The sequence below is a fragment of the Deinococcus aquiradiocola genome (assembly GCF_014646915.1).
Taxonomy (GTDB): Bacteria; Deinococcota; Deinococci; order Deinococcales; family Deinococcaceae; genus Deinococcus; species Deinococcus aquiradiocola.
Genome location: NZ_BMOE01000001.1, coordinates 117,828 through 134,063, shown reverse-complemented (window position 1 = coordinate 134,063; position 16,236 = coordinate 117,828). Strand labels below are relative to the sequence as shown.

Genomic DNA, 16,236 nt, shown 5'->3' with positions numbered 1-16,236 from the left:
CACCGGCATCCCTGGAATCGGATCAAACCCGTATCAGGTGACGGGGCTGGCGGGTGTCAGGGTGCGGCGGTGCTCGCCGCTGTCGAGCAGGGTTCGCAGGAGGCGCACGACCTCGTCGATCTCGGCTTCGGTGTTGTACAGCGCGACGGGCGCGAGGCGCAGGATGTCCGGCTCGCGGTAGTCCGGCACGACGCCCAGCGTCCGCAGTGCGCGGGACAGTTCGCGCGCCTCGGGGTGCGCGAGGGAGACGTGTCCGCCGCGCTCGTCGTGGGACCTGGGCGTCACGACCTGCAGTTCCGGCGTGTGCCGGTCCACCTGCGCGATCAGGTGGTCGGTGAGGGCGAGGCTGCGTTCGCGGACCTCGGCGAGGTTCAGGCCGTCGAAGATGCCGAGCGCGCCCTGGAGGGCCGTGAGCGCGAGGATGCTGGGCGTGCCGGTCTGGTACGCGCCCGCGCCGGGGGCCTTGCGGTACCCGGTGGTCATCTCGAACTGGGTGGTCTTGTCGTTGCCCCACCAGCCGGGCAGGCCGGGCGTGAGGTGATGCCAGCGTTCGTGCAGGTACAGGCCGCCGGGCGCGCCGGGTCCGGCGTTCACGTACTTGTAGTGGCACCACACGGCGAAGTCCGCGCCGCTGTCGTGCAGGGCGTGCGGCATGGCGCCGATGCTGTGCGCGGCGTCCCACCCGATGACGGCCCCGGCGGCGTGCGCGGCGGCGGTGAGGCCCGGGATGTCGAGGCGCTGCCCGGAGCGGTACAGCACGGTGGGCAGCAGCACGAGGGCCACGTCGGGCGTCATGGCGGCGCGCAGGTCGTCACCGTGCAGGGTGTGCCCGTCGCGGCTCGGGACGAGGCGCAGTGTGCCGCCCAGCCGGTCCGTCCAGGCGCGCAGGGCGTACAGGTCGGTGGGGAAGTCGAGGGCGGTCGCGACGACGGTGCGCTTCTCCCCTTCCGGGCGGTACAGGGTCGCGAGGAGCGAGTGCAGGTTGGAGGTGATGCTGCCGGTCGCGACGACCTCGTGCGCGCCTGCCCCGACCAGCCGCGCGATGCTGGGCGACAGGGATTCCGCCAGGCCGAACCACGACTCCCAGCCGAGGGCCGCTTCGTGGCTCCACTCGCCGAGGCGGCGTTCCAGCAGGTCGCGCGTGACGAGCGGCATCAGCCCGAGGCTGTTCCCGTCGAGGTAGATGCCGGGCGGGACGGCGAAGGCGCCGCGTCTCACGCGCCCCTCGGGGCGGGCAGGAGGACGGCGCGGGCAGGCGCGGCGTCCGTCCCGACGAGCGGGAGCGGCAGGCACACGAGGGTGTATGTGCCGGGCGCGGCGTGCGCGAGGTTCAGGCCTTCCAGAATGAAGAGGCCCGCGTCCCGGCACGCGGCGTGCGCGTCGAGGGTCTTGCTGCTGAGGGGGTCGACGCTCGGCGCGTCCGTCCCGACGAGGCGCACGCCGAGGTCCGCTGCGCGCCGCACGAGGGCGGGCGTGAGCGGCGCGAAGGTGTCCGGGAAGGCCGTCCAGCGTTCCGGTTCGCCGGTGTGCAGCAGCAGGCGTTCCGGCAGGGACGGCAGGCCGTCCAGCAGGTCGGGCGTCACGCCGTCCGGGCCGACGTGCGCGCGGGCGTCGAGCAGCAGGCACTCACCGACGTACACGTCGAGCGGCACGGCGTCCAGCGTCACGCCGTGGTCGTCGTAGTGCCAGGGCGCGTCGACGTGCGTGCCGGTATGGGTAGAGGTGGACAGCACGCCGGTGTTCACCGTGTCGCCCGAGGCGATGCGCGCGCCGGGCGTGACGGAGTACGGCGCGTCTCCCGGCCAGTTCGGGTGGCCGGGCGTGAGGGCCCTGCTGATGTCGAGCGGTCGCATGCCCGTGAGCCTAGAGCATTTCGTGCGCGGCGATGGCGTTCCGCACCGGTGTTCCTTGCCGTGCAGGGGCGCTCCCCGCGTGCGGTGGGGGCGGGCGTGCGGGACGCGCGCACGGTTCGGGCCTGCCCGCTGCCGTAGACTGCGCGCATGTCGGATTCCCACACGCCGCCCACCGTTCCCGTCAATGCCAGCGAGGCGCAGACCGCGCCGACGCCGTTCGCGTACCGTCACGAGTACCCGCCGACCCTGATGGCGGTGTTCGCCCACCCGGACGACGAGGCCTTCAGTGTGGGCGGCACGCTCGCCCACTACGCCCGCAAGGGCGTGAAGGTGGTGCTGGTGTGCGCCACGCGCGGCGAGGCGGGCAAGATCACGGACCCCACCATGACCGTCACGGACCTCGGGCAGCAGCGCGAGCAGGAGTTGCGGACCGCCTGCGACGCGCTCGGCATTCCCGCGCCGATCTTCCTGGACTTCCACGATTCGGGCCGCGCGGAGCGCGTGCGGCACGACGACCCGAAGGCCCTGATGAACGTGGACCCGCTGGAGCTGGAGGCCGCGATCCGGCCGCTGATCGAGGAGCACCAGCCGCAGGTGATCGTGACCTTCGACCCGCACGGCGGGTACGGGCACGTCGATCACCTGCAGGTTCACCGCGCGACGAGCGCGGCGTTCTTCTCGACCGGGCACCTGCCGCGCCCGCCGCAGCGCCTGTACTACACGGCGCTCAGCCACGCGACGGCGGAGAGCATGGCGCGCTTCGGGAACGACCTCGACCCGCAGCTGTACGGCGTGAGCGAGAAGACGATGGTGGTCCGCATGAACGTCGCCAAGTACGCGCCGCTGAAGGTGGCGGCCCTCGCGGCGCACGGCACGCAGATGGGCCCGGAGAGCCGCATGGGGCAGCTGACGCCGGAGGAGCGCGCCGTGATGGAGGAGCGCCTGCTGGGCAGCGAGGGCTTCAGCCTGGGCGGCAGCCGCGCGTCCGTGCCGCGCTTCCCGCTGAGCGGCCTGTTCGACGGAGTGGATTACGTGATGTACATCGAGGACTGAACCGTGTTCGCGCTTCTTTCCGCGCGTTCACGCGGGTCCTCCGGGACGGCGTGACGGGCGGGCCGGAGGGTGCGTGAACCGTGCCGGGACCGCTCTCGTGGTGATCCCGGCACGCTAGTCTGGGTGGGTGAGACGTGCCCTGTTTTCCTCCTGCCCGGCCCTCGCCGGGGGGCGTTCCCGGTGCCTGCCGTCCGGGTTCCGGTCGGTGCCCGCGTGAGGAGCCGGACCGCCAACCGGAGCGGCATCGTGCTGCGGCGGCACGTGACGCCTGCCGGGGACATCATCGTGACGCTGCTGACCCCGCAGGGGAAACTGAAGCTGATCGCGCGGGGTGGCGTGCGCGGCCCGCTGTCGAGCGTGCTGAGCCTCTTTCATCACGTGCTGGTGCAGGTGTACCAGACACCCGGCAACGATCTCGCCACCGCGAAGCAGGCGAGCCTGGAGGGGGCGCTGGCGGGGCTGGCCGTGCCGGAACGCTACCCGTACGCGCACCTGCTTTCCGAACTGGCGGACCTGCTGTTTCAGGAGGGGGAGTTCAGCGAGGTGGCGTTCGACCTGTACGCGGGCGGCCTGCGTGGCGTGTCGCGGCACGAGGACCCGGAATGGGTGTGCCTCGTCATGAGTTACAAGCTGCTGGCCCTGGCGGGCTTCGTGCCGCAGACGGCCGCGTGCGCGGTGTGCGCCGCGCCGCACCCGGAGCATCCGGACCCGAACAGCGGGCAGCTGCTGTGCCGTCCGTGCGCGGGCCTCCCGGCCTTCGGGGAGGACGTGCTGGGCTTCCTGCGGCACTTCCCGCGCCACAGTGTCCGCACCCTGATGGAGGAACCGCTGGGCGCGGCTGGGCGTGCGGAGCTGTGGCGGGCGCTGGAGCGGTTCGTGGCGGTGCAGGTGGGGCGCGTGCAGAGCTGGCGCGTGAACCTCCCGCAGCTCGCGGGCGCGTAGGCCGGACGGCGTGTCGCCTGGACCGCTCCTGCCGGGCGGGCACCACGCAAAAGAGAACCACCCTCACCGTGGGGTGAGGGTGGGGACTGGTGGGCGGTATAGGACTTGAACCTACGACCTCTCGCGTGTGAAGCGAATGCTCTACCACTGAGCTAACCGCCCGAAGTGTTTGGTGGGCCCTGCCGGATTTGAACCGGCAACCAATCGGTTATGAGCCGACTGCTCTAACCGTTGAGCTAAGAGCCCCTGGGGTTCTCACCCGGCTGGTCAGGCGAAGGGGACTATAGCAGTGGCCCGGAGCCTTGTCAAACGCGGGCCGTGCCTGCCGGAGGCCGGTGTTATGGTAAGGGCATGCAGCTGCTGCTGATCGCGTCCGAGGTGTTCCCCTTCTCCCGCACCGGCGGGCTGGCCGACGTCATGGCCGCCCTGCCCGAATCGCTCGTCCGGCTGGGGGTGGACGTCACGGTCCTGTCTCCGTGGTGGCAGTCGCTGCACGGCCAGCCGACCGAGGTGTGGCGCGGCAGCGTCCCGCACGGCGGTCGCCTGCAGCCCGGCGCGGTCCGGGTCGGCGAGGTGCGCGCGGCGGGCGTGCGCTACCTGTTCCTGGGCACGCCGGACTTCGAGCGGCCCGGCCTGTACGCCGAGGACGACGTGGAACGTTTCCTGCGCTGGGGGAACCTGGTCCTGCCGACCCTGCAGAGCATGGGCCTGACCTTCGATCTGGTGCACGGGCACGACTGGGCGGCGGGAACGGTGGTGGCGCACGCGCGCGCGGCGGGCCTGCGCAGCGTGTACACCATCCACAACCTGCAGTACCAGGGCCGCTGGAATTTCGCGGAGGGTGCCGCGTGGAGCGGCCTGCCTGCCGCGATGCTGCCGGACGCGGAGTTCTACGGGGACCTGAACCTGATGAAGGCGGGCCTGGTGTTCAGTGACCACGTCACGACCGTCAGCCCCACGTACGCGCGCGAGATCACGACCCGCGAGTACGGCGAGGGTCTGGAGGGCGTGCTGCAGGCGCGGGACGCGGCGGGCGCGCTGACCGGCATCCTGAACGGCCTGGATCTGGACCGCTGGAACCCGGCGGCCGACCCGGACGTGCTGCCCATGACGGCCCGGTCCGGCAAGCCCGCGAACGTCGCGGCGCTGCGCGCGGAGTTCCTGCTGGACGACGCGCCGATCCTGAGTGCCGTGTCGCGCCTCGTGTCGCAGAAGGGCCTGGACCTGCTGGTGGAGGCCCTGCCGGACGTGACGCGCGACTGGAACGTGGTGGTGCTGGGGAGCGGCGACCCGCTGCTGGAGGCGGCCCTGAAGGGCTGGGCGCAGCACCCGCGCGTGCGGTACGTGAGCGGCATGAACGAGGCGCTCGCGCACCGCCTGTACGCCGGGTCGGACGCGTTCTGCATGCCGAGCCGCTTCGAGCCGTGCGGGCTGTCTCAGATGATCTCCATGCGGTACGGGACGCTGCCGGTGGTGCGCGAGACGGGCGGACTGGTGGACAGCGTGCCGAGCGACGTGGGGTTCCGCTTCTCCGGGGGAGGCGCGGGCGACCTGAGTGCCGCGCTGCACGCCGCGCGGCTCGCGTGGGACGACCGGCCCGGCTGGCAGGCGCGCGTGGCGCGCGGCATGGCGCTGGACTTCTCGTGGGAGGCGTCCGCGCGTCGGTACGTGGACGTGTACCGGCAGGTGCTGGGCGCCTGACCCGCGTTCCGTTCCGTTCCCGAACGGGCGGGACTGCACCGCCTGTCCGGCCATCTCCCGCGGCGCGTGTGCGGCCCTCCCGTCTCAGCCGGACCGGATCCGCAGGAACGCGGCCGGGCGGGGTTTGACCGCCCCCTCCGGAGTCCCTACACTGTGGGCATGATCCGCTCTGCGCTTGCGAGCAAGGGACGCCGCGACTAGCCCACCAGGCTGCGTTCGCTCCGTCCCCGGCTGCACGGCCGGGGCTTTTTTGTTGCCGCCTTTTTCCCTTTCAGCTTCCAGTTCCGTTTCAGGAGTACCTCATGACCGATTCGAGCATTTCAGGCAACCCGTCCCCCGTTCACGTCGAGGAGGAGCGCGGCAACCGGTACAACCCGCACGCCTTCGAGGTGAGCTGGCAGCAGCGGTGGGAGGCGGCGGGCCTGTACACCTTCCAGGACGACCCGAGCCGTCCCGCGCACTACGCCCTGACGATGTTCCCGTACCCGAGCGGGAACCTGCACATGGGGCACTGGTACGCGTACGTCGCGCCGGACGCCCGCGCCCGCTGGATGCGCATGAACGGCCACAACGTGCTGTTCCCGATGGGCTTCGACGCCTTCGGCCTGCCCGCCGAGAACGCCGCCATCAAGCGCGGCCTGGACCCCAGGGCCTGGACGTACCAGAACATCGCGGACATGACGGGGCAGTTCAAGCGCATGGGCACCATGATCGACTGGAGCCGGCAGTTCAACACCTGCGACCCGGAATACTACCGCTGGAACCAGTGGTTCTTCACGGAGATGTTCCGGCGCGGCCTGGCGTACAAGAAGGGCGGCCTCGTCAACTGGTGCCCGAAGGACCAGACGGTCCTCGCGAACGAACAGGTCGTGAACGGGCACTGCGAGCGCTGCGGGACGGCCGTGGAGCGCCGCGAGCTGAGCCAGTGGTACCTGAAGATCACCGAGTACGCCGACGAGCTGCTGGAGTTCGGGGACGCGGACCTGCCGGAACGCGTGAAGACCATGCAGACCAACTGGATCGGGAAGTCCGTGGGTGCCGAGGTGGACTTCGACACGCCCGCCGGGGTGGAGACGGTCTTCACGACGCGGCCCGACACCCTGATGGGCGCGACGTTCCTGGTGCTGGCGCCCGAGCACCGCAAGGTCGCGGCCCTCACCACGCCGGAGCAGGCGGCCGAAGTGCAGGCGTACGTGGAACTGGCGGGCGGCAAGACGGACGTGGACCGGCAGTCCGCGACCGAGAAGACCGGCGTGTTCACCGGCAGTTACGCCACGCACCCCATCACGGGGCACCAGCTGCCCATCTGGATCGCGGACTACGTGCTGGTGACGTACGGGACGGGCAGCATCATGGCCGTCCCCGCGCACGACGGGCGCGACTTCGACTTCGCGCGGAAGTTCGGGCTGGAGGTGCGCGAGGTGATCCGCCAAGAGGGCGGCGAGGCGATGCCGCTGGACGCGCAGGAGGCGTACACGGGCGAGGGCGTGCTGGTGAACAGCGGCGAGTTCGACGGCCTGCCGGGCGGCAAGGCCAGCATCGAGGCGGTCGTCGCGCGTCTCAGCGAGCGCGGCGTGGCGCGCGCCAAGACCACGTACCGGCTGCGCGACTGGCTGGTGAGCCGCCAGCGGTACTGGGGCACGCCGATCCCCATCGTGTACTGCGCGGAGCACGGCGCGCAGCCCGTCCCGGCCGATCAGCTGCCGGTGCGCCTGCCGGACCAGGCGACGTTCACGCCCGCCGGTCAGAGTCCCCTCAAGACGGACGAGGTCTTCAAGGCCGCGACGTGCCCCGTGTGCGGCGGCCCGGCGGAACGCGACACCGACACCATGGACACCTTCGTGGATTCGTCGTGGTACATGTACCGCTTCCTGAACCCGCACCTGGATTCGGCGGCGGTGGACGTGGACGCCACGCGGCGCTTCATGCCGATCGACCTGTACACGGGCGGCATCGAGCACGCGATCCTGCACCTGCTGTACAGCCGCTTCTGGACGCGCGTGATGCGTGACCTGGGCCTGACGACGCAGAGCGAGCCGTTCAAGGTCGTGCGCAACCAGGGCATCATCCTGGGGCCGGACCAGGAGAAGATGAGCAAGAGCCGCGGGAACGTCATCGACCCGGACGACCTCGTGCGCGAGTACGGCGTGGACACGGTCCGCACGTACCTGATGTTCATCGCGCCGTGGGAGGTGGGCGGCCCGTGGGACCCGAGCGGCATCAACGGCCCGGCCAAGTGGCTGGCGCGCGTGTACACGCTGTTCAGCGGGGACCGTGCGCCCGGCCCGGCCGAGGACATGACGGACGGCGACGTGCGGTACGCGGTGCACAGCACGCTGGCGAAGGTCTCGGGGGACTTCGAGCGTCTGAGCTTCAACACCATCGTGTCCAGCCTGATGGAATTGACGAACGTGCTCGTGAAGGCCAAGCGCAGCCGGGTGTTCGGGACGCCCGTGTGGGACGAGGCGCTGCGCCTCTTCAACCTGATGCTGGCGCCGGTCGTGCCGCACCTGGCGGAGGAGCTGTGGCAGGCGGGCGGCGAGCGGGACAGCGTGCACCTGCAGGCGTGGCCTGCCGTGGACGTGCAGGCCGCGACGCGTGACACGGTGACGCTCGGCGTGCAGGTGAGCGGCAAGGTGCGCGGGCAGGTGTCGATCAGCAAGACGGCGACGCAGGCCGAGGCGATGGCGGCCGCGCGGGCCGAGCCGGGCGTCGCGAAGTTCCTGGACGGCAAGGACACCGTCAAGGAGATCTACGTGCCGGGCAAGATCATCAACATCGTCGTGAAGGGCTGAGCCGGTCCCCGGACGGACGCCGCCCCTGGGGCGGCGTCCGTGCGGGCCGCGCCGAGCCGCGTGACCCGAAGCGCAAATTGTGTCCCTCGCCCCTTTGCGCTTCGCGGTTCCCTGTATGATTGACGTTCTGATCCCAGAGAGCAAGGCGGGATCGTGCAATGCTGGGCACTTGAGGGAGACGTCCACCTCGAAGTTAAAACGGACGTGCGAGCAGGGAAGCGGGGCAGTACCACAACCTTGATCATCCAGAGAGAAGCCACGCGCTTCTCTTTTTTCTTGCCGTCCCCCCAGCGGGCGACCGCGCACGCCACCCAACCTCCTGAGCGATTCCTCATGCGGGCCGCCCGTGCCCGCGCGGCCCTGTACCCTGGACGGATGCTCGCCGTGTTCATCGTGGTCGTCACCGTCCTACTCGTGATCTGGCAGCCGCGCGGTCTGGGCGCGGCGAGGGCGGCGACGCTGGGCGCCGTGGCGGCCCTGCTGACGGGCGTGATTCACGTGTCGGACCTGCCGGTCCTGTGGCACGCCACCTGGAACGCCACCCTGACGCTCGTGTCCCTGATCGTGCTGAGCCTGCTGCTGGACGCGGCAGGCCTGTTCCGGTGGGCGGCGCTGTGGGTGGCGCGCTGGGGCGGCGGGTCGGGGCGGCGGCTGTTCGTGCTGCTGACCTTGTTCTCGGCGGTCGTCGCGGCCCTGTTCGCGAACGACGGCGGCGTCCTCATCCTGACGCCCATCACGCTGGAACTCGCGGCGGTGCTGGGCCTGCCGGTGGCGGGCACGCTGGCGTTCGCGCTCGCGGTGGGGTTCGTGGTGGACGCGGCCAGCCTGCCGCTCACCATCAGCAACCTCACGAACATCATCGCGGCGGACAGTTTCTCGCTGGGCTTCGCGGGGTACGCCCGCGTGATGCTGCCCACCGACCTCGCGGTGGTGGCGGCGTGCGTGCTGGTGCTGCTGGCCGTGTACGGGCGCGTGCTGCCGCGCCGCTACGACGTGGCCGCCCTGGACGACCCGGCGAGCGCCGTGCGGTCCTGGGGCGTGTTCCGGGCGGGCTGGGTGGCGCTGCCGCTGCTGCTGGCGGGCGCGTTCCTGGCGGAGGGGGCGGGTGTGCCGCTGTGCGCCGTGGTGGGCGGCGCGGCGCTGCTGGTGGGCGTGGTGGCCGCGCGGTCCGGAGCGGTGTCCACGCGCCGCATCCTGCGGAGCGCGCCGTGGAACGTGGTCGCGTTCAGTCTGGCGATGTACGCCGTGGTGTACGGCCTGCGCGGGGCGGGCGTGACGGGCGGGTACGGGGCGTGGCTGGCGGGCATGGCGTCTCACGGCAGTCTGGGGGCGGTGCTGGCGTCGGGGTTGAGCGTGGCGGGCCTCTCGGCGGGCCTGAACAACCTGCCGGCCCTGCTGACCGCCATTCTCGGCATTCAGGGGAGCGGCGTGAGCGGGCACGCGCGCGACCTGCTGGTGTACGGCAGCGTGGTCGGTGCGGACATCGGCCCGAAACTCACGCCCATCGGGAGTCTGGCGACGCTGCTGTGGCTGCACGTGCTGCGTGGCCGGGGCCTGAACGTGTCGTGGGGGCAGTACTTCCGGGCGGGCGTGGTCCTCACGCCGCCGGTGCTGCTGGTGGGCCTGCTGGCCCTGTGGCTGGTGCTGCGCTGAGCGCGCGTAGACTGCTGGCATGCAGATGAAGATCGTCAGCGTGAACGTCGGTGAGGCCCGCGAGATCGTGCTGGGACGCCACCGGTCCCGCAGCGGCATCGACAAGCGCCCCGTGGGCGGTCGCGTGCCGGTGGGCGCGGAGGGTCTGAACGGCGACCGCGTCCTGAACCGCAAGTACCACGGCGGGCCGGACCAGGCGGTGTACGTGTACACCCTGGAGGACTACGACGCGTTCGCGGAGCGGCTGGGCGAGGTGCCCGCACCCGGCACGTTCGGGGAGAACCTGACCGTGTCGGGGCTCGTGTCGGCGGACGTGCGGATCGGGACGCGCCTGCACTTCACGGCGCCCGGCGCGCAGGGACAGGACGGGGAGGGCGTGGTGCTGGAGGTGACGGCGCCGCGCATTCCCTGCGCGACCTTCGCGGCGCACCTGGGGGACGCGGGCTTCGTGAAGGTGTTCCGGGGCGTGGGGCGGCCCGGCCTGTACGCCCGGGTGCTGCGCCCCGGGACGGTCGGCGCGGGCGACATCCTGACGGTGGAGCCGGGCGACGCGGCCTTTCCGACGGTCGGGGAGGAGTTCGAGCTGCATTACGACGCGCGGGCGACCCCCGAGGCGCTGCACCGGTCCCTGGCGGCCCCGATCGCGGCGCGCGTGCGCGAGGAGTACCTGTCGAGACTGAAGGGCTGACCGGTCGGCACCCGTGCGGAACGCGGACCGTGGACAGGGGCGGCCCGCGTTCCGTCCGGATCAAAAAACGGTGGGCGCAATCCGCTCAGATGCTCTAACATGCTGCCCATGCGTATTCGACTCGACCCCTGGCCCGTGGACACCCAGGGCGGTCAGCTGTCCCTGCACCCCTCCGAAACCAGCCAGCTCATCGACGTGGAAACCACGCACTGGGCCGCGCTGCCCGCCCGCGACATCCCCAGGCGACTGGAGCGCGTGTACGTCGTGGACGGCAAGCCCCGCATGGAGGCCCGCCTCCTGATCGAGGACGGGGCCGGAGCGAGCAGCTTCGCGGGGTACGGGGCGTTCGTGGCGGGCGCCGTGGACCTCTGCCCGCACGGAACGCGGCCCGCCGTGCTGGAAGGCGTCCGGGCACAGCGCGTCCTGGCGCACGGACCGGGCCTCGCGGTGGACCTCGCGCGGCTCTCCCCGCGCAGCCCACAGACGGGCCAGCTGGAGTACCACCCGTCCGAGTTCCGGGAGGACCACCCGCAGGCGCCCGCCGCGCACGTGCAGCGCCTGATGCTGCAGGCCGAGCAGGAACTGTCGCACGGGCTGGCGTCCGCCGTGCCGCTCGACGAGGACGACGACCGCGAGGCGCTGCGGACCCTGACGCTGCAGGACGGAACGCTGCGCGGCCGGAACATGGGCGGCGCCGTCGTCGGCTGCGTGAAGACCATCCAGACCATGTACCTCGGGCCGGACCGCATGGGGCTGCTGTCCGAACTGCGGCCCGGCGAGCGCACCCCGATCCTGCACCTGAAGTACGGCCACAACCAGTTCCCGCGCTTCACGTGGTACGTGCGCCTCGCGGACGCGCCACTGCACCTGCACCCGCTGGCGGGCATCATGCGGCTGGAGATGTACGCGCCGGACGAGCCGGACTTCCTGCCGCCCATCGTGCGGGCCGTCGCGCAGCTGAGCGGCACGCTCCTCACGCGGCTGGGCAGCGTGGCGCACAAGGACCCGCGCGCCCCGCAGAACCTCATCCCGACCTCGGCGCTGGAGCACGCGATGGGCCGCGCGCTCGGCGACGCGCGCCTCGTGGAGCGCCGCATCCGCGCGCACATCGCGGCGGAACTCGGGCACGTCGCGGGCGTCGCGTGACCGGCCCCTCCCCCACCCCGCTGCTCGGCCGGGTGCTCGGCACGGAGGACGCCACACCCACCACGTTCTGGTTCCTGGTCGCGCAGGGGCAGAGCGTGCAGCTCGACGACCTCGTGGTGGCCCGCACCCGCAAGCCCGACGGGCAGGAAGTCGCGTTCTACGGGCTGGTGGACAGCGTCCGCAAGCGGCACGAGGGTGTCGGCTTCGAGTCGGACGTGGACGACATCATGGCGGGCCTCCTTCCGGCCAGCGTCAGTTACAGTGCCCGCGTCCTCGTGACGCGCGTCCACCCGGAGGACTTCGTCCCGCCGGAACCGGGCGACACCGTCTGGCACGCGCGCGGCCACGACCTCAGCATGGCGCTCAGCGCCGACAAGATGGGGCAGGCGGCCTTCCCCGGCGGCCTGATGGTGGGCGGCGAGATCATGCCCATCAACTACCGCTTCGTGAACGGCGAGAGCGGCGGGCACATCAACATCTCCGGCATTTCCGGCGTGGCCACCAAGACCAGCTACGCGCTGTTCCTGCTGCACAGCATCTTCCGCAGCCGCGCCCTGAGCCTGGAGAGCGCGCAGACCAAGGCCGTGATCTTCAACGTGAAAGGCGAGGACCTGCTGTTCCTCGACAAGCCGAACCGGAACGTGCAGGAGGTCGAGGCGGGCGTGCAGGCCGGGAAGCGCCTGCGGGCCGGACGGTACGAGCTGCTGGGCCTGCCCACCGAAGCCTTCCGGGACGTGCAGTTCCTCGCGCCGCCCCGCCCGAACGCGGACGGCATCATGGCGCACGTGGAGCACCGCACGGACGGCGGCGTCACGCCGTTCCTGTTCACGCTGCGCGACTTCTGCCGCCGCCGGATGCTGCCGTACGCCTTCTCGGACCGCAGCGCCAGCCTGAACCTCGGCTTCGTGATCGGCAGCATCGAGGAGAAACTGTTCAGGCTCGCGCGGGCGGGCGACACCCCGTACCTGAGCGTCGACGACTGGCAGCCGGACCCCGAAGCGGCCCTCGACGAGGACATCCAGTTCGCGGACGTGGGCGGCATCAAGATCGACACCTTCCCGAAACTCGTGAGTTACCTGGAGTACAAACTCCTCGATCAGGACGACGGGGCGGGAGACCCGAAATGGGTGGCGAAACAGTCCGCCGCGACCCTGCAGGCCTTCGTGCGGCGCCTGCGCGGCGTGCAGAAGACCCTCGCGCCCCTCATCCGGGGCGACGTGAGCGCCGCGCAGGCCGAACAGTACCGCCCGGACCTGACGCGGCAGGACCGGCAGCTGAGCGTGGTGGACATCCACAACCTGTCCGGGCACGCGCAGATGTTCGTGGTGGGCGTGCTGCTGCGCGACCTGTTCGAGTACAAGGAACGCGTGGGCCGCAAGCAGAACACCGTGTTCGTGGTCCTCGACGAGCTGAACAAGTACGCGCCGCGCGAGGGGGACAGCCCCATCAAGGACGTGCTGCTCGACATCGCCGAACGCGGCCGCTCGCTGGGCATCATCCTGATCGGCGCGCAGCAGACGGCGAGCGAGGTGGAGCGCCGCATCGTCAGCAACGCCGCCATCCGCGTGGTCGGGCGACTCGACATGGCCGAAGCGGAACGCCCCGAGTACCGCTTCCTGCCGCAGTCCTTCCGGGCACGGGCGGGCATCCTGCAGCCCGGCACGATGCTCGTCAGTCAGCCGGACGTGCCGAACCCGGTCCTCGTGAACTACCCCTTCCCCGCCTGGGCGACCCGCGCGGACGAGGTGGCCCCCAGCACGAACAGCCAGGACCTGCGCGACCTGTTCGGCTTCTGAAGGTTCGGCGGCTGGGCGTGGGCGCGCTGTTCAGCTGGTGGGCGGCAGTTCGACGGTGGCGGGCAGTTCATGCGCGTAGTTGAAGTACGCGGTGAGGGGTCCGGGGCCGGTGTTGCGCAGCCAGTGCGGCCAGCCGAGCGGGAAGTACACGCACTGCCCGGCCTGCAGGTCGACCTCCATCCATTCCTTCGCGTCGTTCTGGAAGCCGGCGCGGGCCGTGCCGCTCAGGATCACGGCGAGTTCCGGCGTGTTGGTGTGCAGGTGCGGCGCGCGTTCCGTACCGGTCGGGATCTCCACCTGTGCGATGCTGACGCCCTGCAGGGCGGGCCACGCCCTGACGTTGCCCTTCTGTGCGAGGACACCGGTGGGGATGGTCTGGACCGGCACGCCGGGCAGGTCCAGCATGAAGTCCGCCGGAACGCGGGGGGCGGGCGGAACGGCAGGAGTGGGCGCGGGCGCCTGGGTGCTCGTGGTCTGCGCGGCGGCGCGGCCCAGCAGGGCGAGGTTCGCGGTTCCGAAGATTGCGACGCGCACGGCGTCCCGGCGCGTCAGGCTGCGGGCGGCGAGCGGAATCCAGAGCGGTTCACGGGTGTTCATGGTGACCTCCTGAACGGTGCGCGGTGGGAGGGTGCGCGGAGGTGCGGAGCGGGAGGCAGCGGCAGGGCACCGTACGTCGTCAGAGTACTCCAATTGCGCCGTGTGGCGGACTTCCCGGCAGAGCGGTACGCTACCCTCAGAATCGAGGAGTCAAGTGCAGGAATCAGAGAAAATCGCGGAACGATTGATCGCCGACCGGAAGGTGCGGGCGCTGGCCGTCATCGGCAGTCACGGCACGGACGAGCAGTGGCAGGGGTCCGTGCCGACCCTGCTGACCTTCGAGCGGGGCCTGCTGTCGCCGCACGCGGAGGTGCGTGCGGGCGTGCGGCTGGAGCGCCTCCCGTACGAGAAGCTGGACGCGTGGCGCGACTGGGAGACCGCGCAGGCGGAGGCGCCCCTGTCGCGTCTGGCGACGGGCCGTGTGCTGTACGACCCGACCGGGAATTTCGGGCGGATTCAGCGGATGCTGCTCGGCCTGAGCCCGGAACGCCGGGCGCTGTACCGTGAGGAACTGCTGCACGCGGCCGGTGAGCGGCTGGGCGGCGTGACGTTCACGGCGGGGCGCGGCGCGAGCGTGTCGGAACAGCTGACGGCGCTCGTGACGGCGCGCGAGGTGGCCCTGACGCAGCTGTACCCGGCGCTCCTGAGTCGCCTGAACCGCTGGCCGGAGTCGGAGGTGCGGCTGCCGCACGTGTGGCGGGCCGTGGCGGGCCTGCGCTTCCCGCGCAGCGTGTACAGCCTGGAGCGTCTGTACGCGTTCGGCGGGCACGACGAGGCGCGGCGGTGCCTGCTCGCCACGCGCGGGCTGGGACTGGTGGAGGAGGAGCGCCGGGCGCGCGCGGCCTTCAACGTCGGGTATTACGACGGCGCGGTGCGCCTGCTGCGGGACGAGACGGCCCGCACGCACCGCACGGACCTGGACCGCTGGGCGCAGCTGTCGTCGGCGCGGCAGGCGAAGCTGTCCACGCTGATCGGGCTGGAACGCAGTCCGCTGGGGCCGATCGCGCTGGAGATCGCGCTGGAGATGCTGGAGCATGTCCGCGAGGGACGGTGAATGCGGCCCGCCCCCGCCCGGCCTGGAGTGCAGGCGGGGCGGGGGCGGGCAGGTCGTGCCGGGGGGACCGGTACGGGATCAGCGGTGCGCGGCCATGAAGTCCAGCGCGTCCTGACGGGTCTTGCCCAGGAAGGTCAGGCTGCGGGCGAGCGAGCCGACGATGGTGTAGTGGTTCAGGCCCGGCAGGACAGTCTTGGTGACGGGCACACCCACCACTTTCAGGGCCGCTTCCATCTTGTCGGCGTTGGCGGCCTCGACCACCTCGTCGTTCGCGGCGACGAGCAGCAGGTGCGGGGGCGCGTCCCGGCGGACGTGGAAGGACGGCATGACGTCGGCCGGGTCGCTGCCGACCGGGAAGGCGTTCGCGCTCGGCAGGTTGCGGTAGTCGTAGCTGTACGGTCCGGCCACGCCGACCACGGCCTTCACGTCCGTGACGGGAATGCCGACCTCGCCGAGCCAGCGGGCGTTGTCGACGAGTTCCACGGCGTTGAAGCCGCCCGCGGAGTGCCCCATCACGTACAGCTGACCCGGGTTGCCGCCGGAGTCGGCGGCGTGGTCGCGCATGAATTTCAGCGCCTGCGCGGCGTCCTGAATGTACGCGGGGTAGCGGTGCTGCGGGGCGAGTCGGTAACTCATGACGCCCGTGACGTACCCGGCCCGCGCGAAGCTCTCGCCGACGAACCTGTAGTCGTTCTTGCTGCCGTTCGTCCACGAGCCGCCGTGAATGAAGAGCAGCATCGGGGCGCCCTTCGGGTTGCCTTCGGGCGAGTAGATGTCGATCGTGTTGCGTGCGTCGGGGCCGTACGCCAGGTCGCGCTTGACGGTGAGGCCGGTGGTGGCGGCGACGGCATTGAGGGTGCCGAGGACGGAGTTGGTGGAACACCCGGCGAGGACGGCGAGACCGCCGGCCAGCAGGAGGGGGAACAGCACGCGCTTCTTCATGAGGTCCAGTGTATCG

At 71.2% G+C, this 16,236-nt stretch carries 13 protein-coding genes and 2 tRNA genes; 9 read left to right on the top strand and 6 right to left on the bottom strand.

All coding sequences use genetic code 11. The features are described 5' to 3' along the window. Window positions 1-33: 33 nt before the first annotated feature. Both kynU and IEY33_RS00680 read right to left on the bottom strand, forming a co-directional pair. A complete protein-coding gene (gene kynU / locus IEY33_RS00685) occupies window positions 34-1,218 on the bottom strand; it encodes a kynureninase (protein ID WP_188960312.1) in 1,185 nt (394 codons plus the stop codon). Continuing rightward, complete coding sequence (locus IEY33_RS00680) at window positions 1,215-1,853, bottom strand: cyclase family protein (protein WP_188960311.1); 639 nt, start codon at window positions 1,851-1,853, stop codon at window positions 1,215-1,217. The genes kynU and IEY33_RS00680 overlap by 4 nt, the downstream gene beginning before the upstream one ends. Window positions 1,854-2,102: 249 nt before the next feature. Between IEY33_RS00680 and IEY33_RS00675 the strand changes: the two genes are divergently transcribed. Beyond that, the gene (locus IEY33_RS00675) at window positions 2,103-2,906 is read left to right on the top strand and encodes a PIG-L deacetylase family protein (protein WP_229670726.1); all 804 of its coding nucleotides are present in this window, start codon (window positions 2,103-2,105) and stop codon (window positions 2,904-2,906) included. 213 nt (window positions 2,907-3,119) lie between these two features. After that, window positions 3,120-3,848 carry a DNA repair protein RecO gene (recO, locus tag IEY33_RS00670; protein ID WP_188960309.1) on the top strand — a complete coding sequence of 243 codons (729 nt, stop codon included), beginning with the start codon at window positions 3,120-3,122 and terminating at the stop codon, window positions 3,846-3,848. A gap of 87 nt (window positions 3,849-3,935) precedes the next feature. Here the strand turns inward: recO and IEY33_RS00665 are convergent. Together IEY33_RS00665 and IEY33_RS00660 are read right to left on the bottom strand one after the other, a co-directional pair. Next, window positions 3,936-4,010, bottom strand: a tRNA-Val gene (locus IEY33_RS00665). 8 nt (window positions 4,011-4,018) lie between these two features. Further along, window positions 4,019-4,094, bottom strand: a tRNA-Ile gene (locus IEY33_RS00660). Between the two features lie 105 nt (window positions 4,095-4,199). Here IEY33_RS00660 and IEY33_RS00655 point away from each other — a divergent pair. From IEY33_RS00655 to IEY33_RS00630, 6 genes are all read left to right on the top strand, one after another. Next, complete coding sequence (locus tag IEY33_RS00655) at window positions 4,200-5,549, top strand: glycogen synthase (protein ID WP_188960308.1); 1,350 nt, start codon at window positions 4,200-4,202, stop codon at window positions 5,547-5,549. Between the two features lie 302 nt (window positions 5,550-5,851). Then, window positions 5,852-8,344, top strand: a complete 2,493-nt coding sequence (gene leuS, locus IEY33_RS00650; protein WP_188960307.1) for a leucine--tRNA ligase — start codon at window positions 5,852-5,854, stop codon at window positions 8,342-8,344. A 375-nt stretch (window positions 8,345-8,719) separates the two neighbouring features. Beyond that, on the top strand, window positions 8,720-9,997 hold the full coding sequence (gene arsB, locus IEY33_RS00645; protein WP_188960306.1) for an arsenical efflux pump membrane protein ArsB: 1,278 nt from the start codon (window positions 8,720-8,722) through the stop codon (window positions 9,995-9,997). Between the two features lie 19 nt (window positions 9,998-10,016). After that, window positions 10,017-10,685 carry an MOSC domain-containing protein gene (locus tag IEY33_RS00640; protein ID WP_229670647.1) on the top strand — a complete coding sequence of 223 codons (669 nt, stop codon included), beginning with the start codon at window positions 10,017-10,019 and terminating at the stop codon, window positions 10,683-10,685. 108 nt (window positions 10,686-10,793) lie between these two features. Beyond that, complete coding sequence (locus tag IEY33_RS00635; protein WP_188960305.1) at window positions 10,794-11,831, top strand: DNA double-strand break repair nuclease NurA; 1,038 nt, start codon at window positions 10,794-10,796, stop codon at window positions 11,829-11,831. Further along, a complete protein-coding gene (locus IEY33_RS00630; protein WP_188960304.1) occupies window positions 11,828-13,627 on the top strand; it encodes an ATP-binding protein in 1,800 nt (599 codons plus the stop codon). Before IEY33_RS00635 ends, IEY33_RS00630 begins: the two co-directional genes overlap by 4 nt. A gap of 30 nt (window positions 13,628-13,657) precedes the next feature. On the opposite strand, the gene IEY33_RS00625 is transcribed toward IEY33_RS00630, so the two are convergent. Next, on the bottom strand, window positions 13,658-14,224 hold the full coding sequence (locus tag IEY33_RS00625) for a cupin domain-containing protein (RefSeq protein WP_188960303.1): 567 nt from the start codon (window positions 14,222-14,224) through the stop codon (window positions 13,658-13,660). A 154-nt stretch (window positions 14,225-14,378) separates the two neighbouring features. Between IEY33_RS00625 and IEY33_RS00620 the strand changes: the two genes are divergently transcribed. Next, window positions 14,379-15,278, top strand: coding sequence for a hypothetical protein (locus tag IEY33_RS00620; RefSeq protein ID WP_188960302.1), 900 nt, complete (start codon window positions 14,379-14,381; stop codon window positions 15,276-15,278). A 78-nt stretch (window positions 15,279-15,356) separates the two neighbouring features. Here the strand turns inward: IEY33_RS00620 and IEY33_RS00615 are convergent, their stop codons facing one another. Further along, the gene (locus IEY33_RS00615) at window positions 15,357-16,220 is read right to left on the bottom strand and encodes an alpha/beta hydrolase (protein WP_188960301.1); all 864 of its coding nucleotides are present in this window, start codon (window positions 16,218-16,220) and stop codon (window positions 15,357-15,359) included. Window positions 16,221-16,236: the final 16 nt, after the last annotated feature.

Excerpts from the sequence above, each read along its gene's own strand:
- IEY33_RS00680 (WP_188960311.1), bottom strand. The coding sequence starts at position 1,853 with ATGCGACCGCTCGACATCAGCAGGGCCCTCACGCCCGGCCACCCGAAC.
- IEY33_RS00675 (WP_229670726.1), top strand. The coding sequence starts at position 2,103 with ATGGCGGTGTTCGCCCACCCGGACGACGAGGCCTTCAGTGTGGGCGGC.
- IEY33_RS00655 (WP_188960308.1), top strand. The coding sequence starts at position 4,200 with ATGCAGCTGCTGCTGATCGCGTCCGAGGTGTTCCCCTTCTCCCGCACC.
- leuS (WP_188960307.1), top strand. The coding sequence starts at position 5,852 with ATGACCGATTCGAGCATTTCAGGCAACCCGTCCCCCGTTCACGTCGAG.
- arsB (WP_188960306.1), top strand. The coding sequence starts at position 8,720 with ATGCTCGCCGTGTTCATCGTGGTCGTCACCGTCCTACTCGTGATCTGG.
- IEY33_RS00640 (WP_229670647.1), top strand. The coding sequence starts at position 10,017 with ATGCAGATGAAGATCGTCAGCGTGAACGTCGGTGAGGCCCGCGAGATC.
- IEY33_RS00635 (WP_188960305.1), top strand. The coding sequence starts at position 10,794 with ATGCGTATTCGACTCGACCCCTGGCCCGTGGACACCCAGGGCGGTCAG.
- IEY33_RS00625 (WP_188960303.1), bottom strand. The coding sequence starts at position 14,224 with ATGAACACCCGTGAACCGCTCTGGATTCCGCTCGCCGCCCGCAGCCTG.
- IEY33_RS00615 (WP_188960301.1), bottom strand. The coding sequence starts at position 16,220 with ATGAAGAAGCGCGTGCTGTTCCCCCTCCTGCTGGCCGGCGGTCTCGCC.